Origin of the sequence: Spongiactinospora sp. 9N601 (genome assembly GCF_044326295.1) — a bacterium.
Lineage (GTDB): Bacteria > Actinomycetota > Actinomycetes > Streptosporangiales > Streptosporangiaceae > Spongiactinospora > Spongiactinospora gelatinilytica.
The window spans coordinates 204,197-216,034 of the sequence record NZ_JBIRBB010000003.1 but is presented as its reverse complement, the minus strand read 5'-3'; the positions used below and the strand labels follow the sequence as shown (position 1 = coordinate 216,034).

The 11,838-nt window shown below is 72.2% G+C and carries 13 protein-coding genes; 10 read left to right on the top strand and 3 right to left on the bottom strand.

Annotated elements, in window-relative coordinates:
- The gene (locus ACH34R_RS07950) at positions 1 to 528 is read right to left on the bottom strand and encodes a hypothetical protein (protein ID WP_397560633.1); all 528 of its coding nucleotides are present in this window, start codon (positions 526 to 528) and stop codon (positions 1 to 3) included.
- Positions 529 to 1,132: 604 nt separating this feature from the next.
- Entirely contained in the window at positions 1,133 to 1,849 is a 717-nt protein-coding gene (locus tag ACH34R_RS07945) for a helix-turn-helix transcriptional regulator (RefSeq protein ID WP_397560632.1), read from the bottom strand.
- A 208-nt stretch (positions 1,850 to 2,057) separates the two neighbouring features.
- Between ACH34R_RS07945 and ACH34R_RS07940 the strand changes: the two genes are divergently transcribed.
- The 7 genes from ACH34R_RS07940 (at position 2,058) to ACH34R_RS07910 (ending at position 8,830) form a co-directional block, all read left to right on the top strand.
- Complete coding sequence (locus ACH34R_RS07940; RefSeq protein WP_397560631.1) at positions 2,058 to 2,519, top strand: DUF350 domain-containing protein; 462 nt, start codon at positions 2,058 to 2,060, stop codon at positions 2,517 to 2,519.
- A 164-nt stretch (positions 2,520 to 2,683) separates the two neighbouring features.
- Positions 2,684 to 3,793, top strand: a complete 1,110-nt coding sequence (locus ACH34R_RS07935) for a PucR family transcriptional regulator (RefSeq protein WP_397561023.1) — start codon at positions 2,684 to 2,686, stop codon at positions 3,791 to 3,793.
- Positions 3,794 to 3,910: 117 nt separating this feature from the next.
- The gene (locus ACH34R_RS07930) at positions 3,911 to 4,807 is read left to right on the top strand and encodes an ACP S-malonyltransferase (RefSeq protein WP_397560630.1); all 897 of its coding nucleotides are present in this window, start codon (positions 3,911 to 3,913) and stop codon (positions 4,805 to 4,807) included.
- Complete coding sequence (locus ACH34R_RS07925) at positions 4,804 to 5,760, top strand: beta-ketoacyl-ACP synthase III (protein ID WP_397560629.1); 957 nt, start codon at positions 4,804 to 4,806, stop codon at positions 5,758 to 5,760. Before ACH34R_RS07930 ends, ACH34R_RS07925 begins: the two co-directional genes overlap by 4 nt.
- Positions 5,761 to 5,836: 76 nt before the next feature.
- Positions 5,837 to 6,076 carry an acyl carrier protein gene (locus ACH34R_RS07920; RefSeq protein WP_397560628.1) on the top strand — a complete coding sequence of 80 codons (240 nt, stop codon included), beginning with the start codon at positions 5,837 to 5,839 and terminating at the stop codon, positions 6,074 to 6,076.
- A gap of 86 nt (positions 6,077 to 6,162) precedes the next feature.
- Positions 6,163 to 7,395: a beta-ketoacyl-ACP synthase II gene (gene fabF / locus ACH34R_RS07915; RefSeq protein ID WP_397560627.1), complete on the top strand. Its 1,233-nt coding sequence runs from the start codon at positions 6,163 to 6,165 to the stop codon at positions 7,393 to 7,395.
- Between the two features lie 10 nt (positions 7,396 to 7,405).
- Positions 7,406 to 8,830: an acyl-CoA carboxylase subunit beta gene (locus ACH34R_RS07910; RefSeq protein WP_397560626.1), complete on the top strand. Its 1,425-nt coding sequence runs from the start codon at positions 7,406 to 7,408 to the stop codon at positions 8,828 to 8,830.
- Positions 8,831 to 8,986: 156 nt separating this feature from the next.
- Here ACH34R_RS07910 and ACH34R_RS07905 read toward each other — a convergent pair whose 3' ends face one another.
- Positions 8,987 to 9,481 (bottom strand): DUF3145 domain-containing protein, encoded by a 495-nt coding sequence (locus tag ACH34R_RS07905; protein WP_111167607.1) that lies wholly within the window; start codon positions 9,479 to 9,481, stop codon positions 8,987 to 8,989.
- A gap of 249 nt (positions 9,482 to 9,730) precedes the next feature.
- Here ACH34R_RS07905 and ACH34R_RS07900 point away from each other — a divergent pair, with 249 nt between their 5' ends.
- The 3 genes from ACH34R_RS07900 to ACH34R_RS07890 are packed head-to-tail and all read left to right on the top strand — an operon-like array spanning position 9,731 to position 11,832.
- On the top strand, positions 9,731 to 10,798 hold the full coding sequence (locus ACH34R_RS07900) for a S8/S53 family peptidase (RefSeq protein WP_397560625.1): 1,068 nt from the start codon (positions 9,731 to 9,733) through the stop codon (positions 10,796 to 10,798).
- A 9-nt stretch (positions 10,799 to 10,807) separates the two neighbouring features.
- Entirely contained in the window at positions 10,808 to 11,386 is a 579-nt protein-coding gene (locus tag ACH34R_RS07895) for an RNA polymerase sigma factor (protein ID WP_397560624.1), read from the top strand.
- A complete protein-coding gene (locus tag ACH34R_RS07890; RefSeq protein ID WP_397560623.1) occupies positions 11,383 to 11,832 on the top strand; it encodes a hypothetical protein in 450 nt (149 codons plus the stop codon). Before ACH34R_RS07895 ends, ACH34R_RS07890 begins: the two co-directional genes overlap by 4 nt.
- Positions 11,833 to 11,838 lie beyond the last annotated feature (6 nt).

The window sequence follows — 11,838 nt, the reverse complement described above, 5'->3', positions numbered from 1 at the left end:
TCAGGGGCGCTTGGTGCGACCTCCGGGTAGGTGGTCCTCGCACGCCTTCATGGCCTTCTCCATGGCGGCGTCACCCCTGGGGCGCTTGGCCGGCTTGGCCAGAGCCGGGAACCCCTTGCCGGGCTGCGGGTCCGGCATGTCGATGCCGTTCTCGCGCATGCACGCCGCGAACTTCACCATGGCGTCGTGCGTCTTCGGGTCGTTCATCCGCTCGGCGATGGCCCCCTCGATGTACTTGCCGCACGCCTTGTGCGCCTCCTCCATCTTCGTCTTGTCGCCCTTCGTGACCCGGGCGGTCACCATTCCGCCCCCCTTGGATTCGTTGATCTTGATACCGTGCTCGCGCATGCACTGGGCGAACTTGGCCGGGTCGGCCGAGACCGAGGGGGACGGCGACGCCGAGGCGCCCGCCCGCCCGGTGCCGGCCACCGAGGCGACCCCGCTGGACGACGCCTGCTGGCCGCATGCCGTGAGCGCGGAAAGCGCCGCCACCACGCCGGTGAGCACGACCGCACGCCGGACTCTCATCGGATACCTCCGTGGAAACCCTCGACTTCAGGCGAGGGAGGAACCGGATCTCCTGCGGAGCGGGGCAGGATTCGGCCGATCGCCGTTTCGGCGATCGGCCGCGCAAAGTGTGATACTTCTGTTACGCTTGGTGACATCCGCCGGGTGATGGTCAGGTCTGGTGGGTCTGCCGCCGGGCCGGCGGGATGTGATGCCTGTGGAGGCCGTGTAAGACCGGTCACCGCTGTTCCTCCGGGATCGGTGGGTGGGGGCAGTCGCCGGTGAAGCAGGAAGGTCCGGCTCGCGAGAGCCGGAATCCCTCTCGTTCACGAGGGGGAGGAGGTCAACTGCACGCACCTCCGAGAACCCGCGGGCCTTCGCCGCGCGACGACACGTCCATGTCTAGGGCTGCGCGGGTTAGCGAGGCGTAAGGGCGCTACGTGCTGCCGGGGTGTTTCCCGGGCGCGCCGCCGATCGGCGGTGGGCGGCGTGCCCGGGAAGTCTCGGAGCCGAGGTTCGGGACAGGTCGGATCGGTCGGACAGGTCAATGGTCACCGGGCCGGGCGACAACTGCCTGTCGGTGTTTTCGGACGCGTGTCCGGCCGGTCGCGGGGTTTTCGGCCGGTCAGTCGAGCGCCGGGTTGCGCAGGACCATGTCGGGCAGGTCGGTCGTGAACTCCTCGGGCGCCCGCTCCGGGCAGCGCTCCCCGGTGAGCGCGGCCGCGGTGATCCGGTCGAGGCGGAAGACCCGGACGTCTTCGCGTAATCGGCAGTAGCCGACCAGATACCAAAAGCCGCCCCGGCCGCCCAGGAAGACGCCGGGCTCCACGTCGCGGGTGGTCACCGCGCCCTTGCCGTCCTGGTAGCCGAGGTGCAGGACGCGGCGGTGCTGGAGCGCGTCTTCGATCACCCGGGCCACGTCGGCCGAGGCCGCCGCGTCGTCGGCCTCGGCCTGGTCGAACAGCCGCACCCGGGCGGCCAGCTCCCTGGCCCGCTCGCTGTCGCCGCCGGGCATGGCCGCGACGACCTTGCGCAGCGCGGTGCGCGCGTGCCGGGCGAACGGCCGGCCGCCCGCCCCGCCGAGCGCGACCGCGATGGCCACCGCCTCGGCCGGGGTGAAGTTGAGCGGGGGCAGCGACATCGCCTTGTCGAGCACGTAGCCGCCGCGCCTGCCGGGCTGGGGGTAGATGGGGACGCCGGACTGTTGCAGAGCCGCGATGTCGCGCTCGATCGTGCGCACGCTCACCTCGAACCGGGCCGCCAGGTCCGCCGCGGACCGGCATCGAGGGGAGATCGCCCGCAGCTCCTCGACGAGCGCGTACAGCCGATCGGTACGGTTCACACTCCGAAACTACGCCTGCGCACCGACATTCCCGCGCCTCCGGCGGCCGAGAGAGCGGAACTCCGTTAAGCGCGGTAAGTGCGGTAATGCCGGGCATACCAGTAATCTGTTGGGGTTACCGTCCATCGTGAGCCCCACTCACCGCGTCCGGCGTACCGCCGTGCCCGGCAGGGACGGCAGGCTCCGCGACCACTAGGAGTCATGCCAGATGGTGACCGCCCTGGCCGCCCCCCTCGCCGACGGCCTCGGCGACGATCTCGGCCGCGGCGCGCTCGCCATCCTGGCCTACGCGACACTTGGCGTACTGCTGCTGATCATCGGCTTCTACGTGATCGACCTGGCCATCCCCGGCAACCTGCGCGACCTCATCAAGACCGACCGCAACCCCAACGCCACCCTGCTCGCCTCCTCCGGCCTGACCTCCATCGGGCTCATCGTGGCCGCCTCGATGTGGTCCTCCAGCGGCGAACTGCACGAGAGGCTGCTCACCACCCTGACCTTCGGCATGGTGGGCATCGCCGTGCAGACGGTGGCGATGCTGCTGTTCGACCACATCATCGGCATCTCGGTGCAGGACCTGGTACGCGAGACGCGTCCGCAGCCCGGCGCGCGGCTGCTCGCGGTGATCCACCTGGTCCTCGGTCTGATCACCGCCGTGGCGGTGCTGTGATTCGGGTACGCGCGTGAGCACCCCGAGTGACCTGGCACTCTAGGAACGTGACCGAGGCATCGGAAAGGCAGTCCGGCAGTCCCGCGCCCGGCGGGGGACCCGCCGCGGACGTCGAGAGCGGCGGCAAGGCCCGCGCGGACACCACGCGGCGGCTCGAACGCGCGATGGGCACCCTCGGCACCGCGGCCATGTCGCGGATGGACGAGCGGCTGCCGTGGTTTCGCGCGTTGTCGGCGGAGGATCGCTCATGGGTCGGCCTGGTGGCACAGGCCGGCATCGCCGCGTTCGTCGAGTGGTTCCAGCACGCGGGCGAGGGCAGGCCCACCCCGAGCATCGAGTTCTTCGGCACCGCGCCGCGCGAGCTGAAGCGCTCGATCTCGCTCCAGCAGACGGTGGACATCGTCCGGGTCGTGGTGGAGGTGGTCGAGGCGCAGGTGGACGACCTGGCCGCGCCCGGCGGCGGCGACCAGCTCGAACAGGCCATGCTCCGCTACACCCGCGACGTCGCCTTCGCGGCGGCGCAGGTCTACGCCCGCGAGGCGGAGGTGCGCGGCGCGTGGGACGCGCGGCTCGAAGCCCTCATCGTGGACGCCCTGGTCAGGGGCGAGGTGGACGACGGCCTGCACTCCTGGGCCGCGGCGCTCGGCTGGACGTCCTCCCCCGTGGTGGTGCTGGCCGGCCGTACACCGCCGGGCAAGCCGGAGTCGATCATCGACGGGCTGCGCGAGCGGGGCCGCAGGACGGGGATGGACCTGCTGGCCGGGGTTCAGGGCGACCGGCTGATCGTGATCGTCGGCGGCGCGGAGAACGCGGCGTCGGCGGCCAGGCAGATGGCGCCGCGGTTCGGCACCGGGCCGATCGTGATCGGCCCGGAGGTGCCCGACCTGCACACCGCGGCCCGCTCGGCGCGTGCCGCGCTGGCCGGGCTGCGTGCGGCGGGCGGCTGGCCCGACGCGCCGCGCCCGGTCAACGCCGACGAACTTCTCGCCGAGCGGGCCATCGACGGCGACGAGGACGCCCGCGCGCAGCTCATCGAGAACGTCTACCTCCCGCTGGCGGGCACGCCGCTGCTCGACACCCTGGCCACGTACCTGGAGCAGGGCACGTCCCTGGAGGCCACCGCCCGGCTGCTGTTCGTGCACCCCAACACGGTGCGCTACCGCCTCAAGAAGATCACCGAACTGACCGGCTACCAGCCCACCGAAGGCCGTTCCGCCTTCACCCTCCAGGTCGGCCTGATCTTGGGCAGGCTGACCGAATCACCCGTTACCTGACCTCTGTCACGTCATGAGTGGTCCGTACGAACTGTAGGATCCCTACAACAAACCGTGGACAAAGTTCGTACGGATCTCTATCCGGGTGGTGAACTTCTACAGGGCAGGCTGGATTTCGTGCTCGTCATCGTCGCTCCGGGCCAAGGCGCCCAGAAACCAGGCTTCCTCGCCCCATGGCTCGACCTGCCCGGATTCGCGGACCGCATGGCCGCGTGGTCGGAGATCGTCGGCCTGGATCTCGCCGCCTGCGGCACCACGGGAAGCGCTGAGGAGATCCGCGACACCGCGGTCGCCCAGCCCCTCCTGGTCGCCGCCGCGCTGGCCGCCGCCGCGGAGCTGGGCGGCACGCCCGACCTCGTGGCCGGGCACAGCGTGGGCGAGTTCGCCGCCGCGGCCATCGCCGGGGCGCTCACCCCGGCGCAGGCGCTTGAGCTGATCCGCGAGCGCGCGCAGGCCATGGCCAAGGCCGCCACGCTGACCGAGACCGGCATGACGGCGATCCTCGGCGGCGAGGAGCCGGAGGTGCTGGCCGCGATCGAGCGGCACGGGCTCACGCCCGCCAACATCAACGGCGCCGGGCAGATCGTCGCCGGGGGCACCACCGAAGAGCTGGCCGCGTTCAAGGGCGACCCGCCGGCCCGCGCCCGCCTGGTCTCGCTTTCCGTCGCGGGAGCGTTCCACACCGTGCACATGGCGCCCGCCGTCGAGCGGCTGCGCGCCGCGGCGGCCGGTGTGACGCCCGCCGACCCGCAGGTCACACTGCTCTCCAACCTCGACGGCGCTCCGGTCTCCAGTGGCGCCGACCTCCTGTCCCGCCTGGTGGAGCAGGTCGCGAGCCCGGTCCGATGGGACCGCTGCATGGCCACCATGACCGAGATGGGCGTCACCCGGATGATCGAGCTGCTTCCCGGCGGCACGCTGACCGGCCTGGCCAAGCGCGGCATGAGCGGGGTGGCCACCGTGGCCCTCAAGACCCCCGACGACCTCGACAGCGCCAGGGAGCTGCTCAAGTGAAACTCGCACAGGGCGCTCCCGGCGCCAAGATTCTGGCCTTCGGCCACTACCAACCGGCCAACGTCGTGACCAACGACGACCTGGCCAAGACCATGGACACCAACGACGAGTGGATCCAGAGCCGGGTCGGCATCGCCGAACGGCGGCTGGCCTCGCCGGACGAGACCGAGGTCGACCTGGCGGTACACGCGGGGGGCAAGGCGGTGGCCGCCAGCGGCCTGTCCGCGGCCGACATCGACCTGGTGCTCGTGGCCACCTGCACGATGGAGTCGCAGATCCCCAACGCGGCCGGGCGGGTCGCCTCCCGCCTGGGCATCCACGCCCCCGGGGCCTTCGACGTCAACGCCGCCTGCGCGGGGTTCTGCTACGCCCTGTCCGCCGCGGCCGACGCGGTCCGCTCCGGCTCGGCCCGCAACGTGCTCGTGATCGGTACCGAGAAGTTCTCCCACTGGCTGGACTGGAACGACCGCTCCACCGCGGTGATCTTCGCCGACGGCGCGGGCGCCGTGGTCGTCGGCCCCTCCGACGTGCCCCGCATCGGCCCGGTGGTCTGGGGCAGCGACGGCGACAAGTCCGACGCGATCATCGTCAAGGACCGCAACTCGTTCCTGCACCAGGAGGGCCAGACCGTCTTCCGCTGGGCCACCACCGCCCTGCACCCCGTGGCCAGGGACGCCTGCGACCGCGCCGGGATCGACCCGGCGGAGCTCGCGGCCTTCGTCCCGCACCAGGCCAACCTGCGGATCATCGAGTCCATCGCCCGCAAGATCGGCGCGGACAACGCCGTCATCGCCCGTGACATCGTGCTCGCGGGCAACACCTCGGCGGCGTCCATCCCGATGGCGCTGTCCCGCATGATCGAACGCGGCGAGGTCCCGTCCGGCGGGCTGGCCCTGCTGCTCGGGTTCGGCGCCGGGCTGACCTACGCCGCCCAGGTGGTCGAGCTTCCCTGAGACCTGTACGGCGTCGCCGTACGGACTGCAAGACCCGATTCCACGCAAAAGAAACCGATCAAGGAGTTATCGCGACATGGCCATCACCGAGCAGGAGATCCTGGACGGCCTCGGGAAGATCATTAACGAGATCACCGGCATTCCGGCCTCCGAGGTGACCCCGGAGAAGAACTTCGTGGACGACCTCGACATCGACTCCCTGTCCATGGTCGAGATCGCCGTGGCCGCCCAGGACGAGTTCGACGTCGAGATCCCCGACGAGCAGCTCAAGAACCTCAAGACCGTCAAGGACGTCATCACCTTCATTCAGGGGTAGTCCGTGGGGCGGGCGCGGGCCCACCGCGGCCGTCCACGGGCGGATGCCCGGGATCTTCACAACCGACCAAGAGGAGTGCACACAAAGTGGCTAGGGACCAGGTACGTGTCGTCGTCACCGGGCTCGGCGCGACGACGCCCCTCGGTGGGGACGTGGGTTCGACCTGGTCGGCGCTCCTCGCCGGTCGGTCGGGTATCGACACCCTCACCCAGGACTGGGTCGACACGGTTCCGGTGAAGTTCGCCGGCGTGGCCGCGGTTGACCCGGCCGAGGTGCTCCCGCGGCCGGAGATGCGCCGGCTCGACCGCGCCGAGCAGTTCGCGCTCATCGCCGCCAGGGAGGCATGGCAGGACGCCGGGGCCCCCAAGGTCGACGGCGAGCGCCTGGGCGTGGTGGTCGGCAGCGGCATCGGCGGGATCACCACGATCCTGGCCGCCTACGACACCTACCGTGAGAAGGGCTGGAACCGGCTCTCGCCGTTCACCGTGCCCATGCTGATGCCGAACGGCTCGGCCGGCTGGATCAGCATCGACCTCGGCGCGCGGGCCGGAACCCACGCCGTGGTCAGCGCCTGCGCCACCGGTGCCGAGTCCATCGGCTACGCGATCGACATGATCCGCTCCGGGCGGGCCGACGTGGTCGTGGCCGGCGGCACCGAGGCCGCCATCCACCCGCTCAACGTGGCGTCCTTCGCCGCGATGCGCGCCATGTCCACCCGCAACGACGAGCCGCAGCGCGCCTCCCGGCCGTTCGACAAGGGCAGGGACGGCTTCGTGCTGGGCGAGGGAGCGGGCATCTTGGTGCTCGAATCCGAGGAGCACGCCAGGGCCAGGGGCGCGCGCGTCTACGCGGTCGCCGCGGGCGCCGGATACACCAGCGACGGCCATCACATCTCCGCCCCCGAGCCGAGCGGCGTCGGCGGGCAGCAGGCCATGCAGTTCGCGATGCGCGATGCCGGGCTCGACCCGAGCGACATCATCCACGTCAACGCGCACGCCACCTCGACGCCCATCGGCGACGAGATCGAGACGCATGCGATCAAGGAGGCGATCGGCGGCCACCCGCTGGTCACCGCGACCAAGTCGCTGACCGGCCACCTGCTCGGCGGCGCCGGCGGCATCGAGTCGGTCTTCACCGCGCTCACCCTGCACGAGCGGATCGTGCCGGCCACCGCCAACCTCGACGACCCCGCCGACGGCATCGAGGTGGAGATCGTCTCGGGCGAGCCGCGCAAGCTGCCCGACGGCGACCTCGCCGCGATCAACAACTCGTTCGGCTTCGGCGGCCACAACGTCGCGATCGCCTTCACCACTCATTGAGGAGTCGCTCATGACGGTACTTGACAACAGGGTGGTGAGCACGGCCTCCGATAAGGAGGCCGCGGATCCTCGCGATCCCCAGGTGCGCCTCGCGGCGCTGCTCGACGAGGGCTCGCTCCGCCTGATCACTCCAGAGGACACCAGCGGCGCCCTCGCCGCCATGGGGCGCGTCGAAGGCGTGCCGGTGGTCGCGTTCTGCAACGACGCCAGGACGCAGGGCGGCGCGATGGGCAGTGAGGGCTGCGAGCACATCGTGCACGCCTACGACGTGGCGGTCCGGGAGCGGGTGCCGATCATCGGCATCTGGCACTCCGGCGGCGCGCGGATCCCCGAGGGCGTGGAGTCGCTGCACGCGGTCGGGCGGGTCTTCGCCGCGATGACCAAGGCGTCCGGGATCGTTCCACAGCTCTCCGTGGTCGTCGGCCCGGCGGCCGGGGGCGCGGCCTACGGCCCGGCCCTCACCGACATCGTGGTGCTGGCCGACCAGGGCCGGATCTTCGTGACCGGCCCCGACGTGGTGCACAGCGTCACCGGCGAGAAGATCGACATGGCGGGCCTCGGCGGGCCCGAGCCGCACAGCAAGCGCAGCGGCGTGGTCCACGTCGTGGCCAAGTCGGAGCCGGAGGCGCTGGTTCAGACCCGGCGGCTGGCCGTACTCCTCGGGCACCAGGGCCGGACACGCGCCTCGGAGGTCAAGGAGATCGACTTCAGCGACCTGCTGCCCGAGTCGCCGCGCCGCGCGTACGACGTCAAGCCGCTGGTCAAGGGGCTGCTGGACGAGCCGGGCGTGGAGCTGCACCCGAAGTGGGCGCCCAACATCGTCACCACCCTGGGGCGGATGGCCGGCCGTACGGTCGGGGTGATCGCCAACAACCCGATGCGGCTGGGCGGCTGCCTGGACGCGACCTCCGCCGAGAAGGCCGCGAGGTTCGTCCGGATGTGCGATGCCTTCGGGGTGCCGCTGGTCGTCCTGGTGGACGTGCCCGGCTACCTCCCGGGCGTCGGCCAGGAGCACGACGGGGTCGTGCGCCGGGGCGCCAAGCTGCTGCACGCCTTCGCCGAGGCGTCCGTGCCGAGGGTGACGCTGATCACCCGCAAGGCGTACGGCGGGGCCTACATCGCCATGAACTCCCGCTCCCTGGGCGCCACCCGCGTCTTCGCCTGGCCGACCGCCGAGATGGGCGTGATGGGCACCAAGGCGGCGGTGCGCCTGCTGAAGCGGCGTCAGCTCGCCGCGGTGTCCGAAGAGGAGCGCCCGGCCCTGGAGGAGCGGCTGGCCGCCGAGTACGAGGAGATGACCGGCGGGCTGGCCCGGGCGATGGAGCTGGGCGTCGTGGACGAGGTCCTGGAGCCGGCGAACACCCGCGGGGCCATCGTGAAGGTCCTCGCGCAGGCCACCCCGGCCCGTGGAGCGCACGGCAACATCCCGCTCTAAGGGCGATTTGTCACGCTTTTGCGTGACACAACATGATCGTAAGCGGCGAAGCCCCCGCACCGATGATCGGTGCGGGGGCTTCGCCGTACCCGCCGGCGGGTGTGCGGCTTCCCCGACCGCGCACACGCGCGACGTGCCAGGCGGCCTCGCCCGCGGCTACACGGCGGCGTGCAGCCAGCGGACCGGCGCCCCGTCTCCCGCGTAGCGGAAGGGCTCCAACTCCTCATCCCAGGGACGGCCGAGCAACTTGTCAAGCTCGTCTTGCAGCACGCCCCGCCCCTGCGCGGCGGTCAGCATGGCCGCCCGCAGCCGGTCCTCGGGCACGAGGATGTCACCGCTGGCGCCGATGACCGCGGTGAAGACGCCGAGGGTCGGCGTGTAGGCGTGCCGGGAACCGTCGATCCCCGGCGACGCATCCTCGGTGATCTCGAACCGGATCCGTTGCCATCCCATGAGCGAGGACGTGACGGCCGGGGCGGTGCCCGGATGACCCTCCCACTCCGCCTGCGCGCGCACGGTGCCAGGCGCGGCGGGCTGAGGAGTCCATCTCAGGTCGACGGGCACGCCAAGGACGCCCGCGACCGCCCATTCGATATGCGGGCACAGCGCAGGCTGAGCCGAGTGGACGTAAAGCACGCCACGAGCAGACACCGGACCTCCCGTTTCGGTACGAGGTGCGCCTTCCCCAACGGCCTCGTACTGGGATGATCACAAGTGACTGTAGGAGAGACTACCGTCGGTCGTGACGTGACACCAGAGGCGGGGTCATACCTATGTGTTGCGCCAGTGCCACTTGACACAGCACTCCCATCCGCAAGATACACTGCGTGACCGATCGATTACCCGTCGATTACCCGACGCGGGCACGCCATCGGCCGTGCCGAACACCACGGAGCTGCTGTGGATCCTGAGATCGCGATCGTGGAACGCTCTGGAGAGCCTCCCGCCCTCATTCGCCCGGGCCAGTTGATCACCGACCTGCGCGGCGCCGGCGCCCTGGAGCGCTGGACCCACGCCGCCTCGGAGGCCGACGGCGTGTGCACCGTACGCCTGACCGCCGGCGTCGACCCGCTCCAGGTCGCCGCCGACCTCGGCGAACGCGGCCACCTCGTCTCGCCCAACCACGTCTTCGTCGGGCAGCCGTTGTGGTTCGGCGGCCCCGCCTCCCGCCCGGTGCCGGCCGAGCCGATCGCCTGGGCGCCTGGGCCGGAGGCTCCCCGCGGGCCGCAGGTCGCCGTGCTCGACACCGGCATCACCGAGCACCCCTGGTGGAAGCCCGCCCCGTGGTTCGGCGAGGTCGGCATGAGCGCCGCCGAACTGGCCGACGCCGACCACGACGGCCGCCTCGACCCGCAGGCCGGCCACGGCACGTTCATCGCGGGCCTGCTGGTGCGGCGGGCGCCCGGCGTACGGCTGCGCGTCCTCAAGGTCCTGGACGGCCACGGCGTCGGCGACGAGGCCCGCGTGCTGCGCGCCCTGCACCGGCTGCGGCACGACCCGCCGGGGATACTCAACCTCTCCTTCGGCGGCCACACCCCGGGCGACCGGCCCCCGCCGCTGCTGGCCGCGGCGCTGGCCGGGCTGACCGAGTCCGGCACGGTGGCCGTCGCCTGCGCGGGCAACACGCCCTCGACACGCCCGTTCTGGCCCGCCGCGCTCCCCGGGGTGATCGCCGTGGGCGCGCTGGACGCCGCAGAGCGCGCCGCGGCCCCGTTCTCCGCGCACGGGCCGTGGGTCGATGCCTGCGCCCGCGGGGAGTGGCTGGCCAGCAGCTTCCTGGACGTCGAGGGGTTTCGCGGGTACGCCCGCTGGAGCGGCACCTCCTTCGCCACCGCCCTGGTCAGCGCCGCCCTGGCGGAGGCCGCCCGCAACGGCCAGGCCCCCGCGGAGGCCGCCGCCGAACTGCTCGACCCCGAACGCGGCGAGCGGGTGCCCGGCCTCGGCGTCGTCGTCCCGGCCCGGTTGTGAGCGGCGGCCATGGAGGAGCGCACACACGACGTGCGGCCCGGCGAACTGCTGGTCGCCGCCGCCCATGGCGACCAGGAGGCATGGGACGCGCTGGTGAGCAGGTTCGGGGCGGCCATGTGGTCCACCGCGAGGGCCTGCGGGCTCGGGGCGGCCGACGCGGAGGACGCCGTACAGGCCGCCTGGCTGCGGCTGCTGGAGAGCATGGGCGGCATCCGCGAGCCGCACGCCGTCGGCCTGTGGCTGGTCACCACCACCCGCAGGGAGGCGATCCGGCTGGCCGGCAGGCGGCGCCGCGAGCACCCCGCGCCCTCCCCCGCGGAGGAGCCCGCGCACGCGGCCCGCACCGCCGTACCGGACATCGCCTCGGCCGTGCTCGACGCCGATGAGGCGGGGCGGCTGTGGCGGGCGGTGGAGTCCATGAACGAGCCCTGCCGCTCGCTGCTGCGGCTGATGGCCACGGCCCCGGACGCCGGGACGCAGCGGCTGGCCGTGCGGCTGGGCATGCCCCCGGGCAGCGTGGGGCCCACGCGGGCGCGCTGCCTGCGCCGGCTGCGCACGATCGTGGACACCAGGGAGGCGGCCCGATGACCGGCGACGACCTGCTGATCGCAGCGCTGCACCTGGCCGCCTCGCGCGATCCCGTGCCCGGCCACGTCACCGGGTCGGCCAGGGACGCCTACCGGCTGCGGGTGCCCGGTGCGGTCACCGCCCGGCCGATCCCCGCTCCCCCGGCCATCGGTACGCGCGCCGGGCCCGGCGACTGCCGGCGGCTGCGGTTCGCCGCGGACGGGCTGATCGTGGACATGGAGGTCGTGGCGAGCGCGGGCGCCATCGACGTCGCGGGCCGGGTGATCCCGCACCCGGGTCCCGGCGGCCACGTGGAGATCCGTGCCCTGCACGACACCCACCCGCGCCCCCTCCCCGACACCGGCCAGTTCGCCGCCTGCGGCCTGCCCCCCGGCTGGTACAGCGTCGTCTGCCACCGGGGGCCCCACCCCCCGGTCGCGACGACCTGGACCCGCCTAGGCCGCTGAGGAACC

Coding starts and splice junctions, on each gene's coding strand:
- ACH34R_RS07920 (WP_397560628.1), top strand. CDS start 5,837: ATGGCCATCACCGAGCAGGAGATCCTGGACGGCCTCGGGAAGATCATT.
- ACH34R_RS07940 (WP_397560631.1), top strand. CDS start 2,058: ATGGTGACCGCCCTGGCCGCCCCCCTCGCCGACGGCCTCGGCGACGAT.
- ACH34R_RS07935 (WP_397561023.1), top strand. CDS start 2,684: ATGGGCACCCTCGGCACCGCGGCCATGTCGCGGATGGACGAGCGGCTG.
- ACH34R_RS07910 (WP_397560626.1), top strand. CDS start 7,406: ATGACGGTACTTGACAACAGGGTGGTGAGCACGGCCTCCGATAAGGAG.
- ACH34R_RS07950 (WP_397560633.1), bottom strand. CDS start 528: ATGAGAGTCCGGCGTGCGGTCGTGCTCACCGGCGTGGTGGCGGCGCTT.
- ACH34R_RS07890 (WP_397560623.1), top strand. CDS start 11,383: ATGACCGGCGACGACCTGCTGATCGCAGCGCTGCACCTGGCCGCCTCG.
- ACH34R_RS07895 (WP_397560624.1), top strand. CDS start 10,808: ATGGAGGAGCGCACACACGACGTGCGGCCCGGCGAACTGCTGGTCGCC.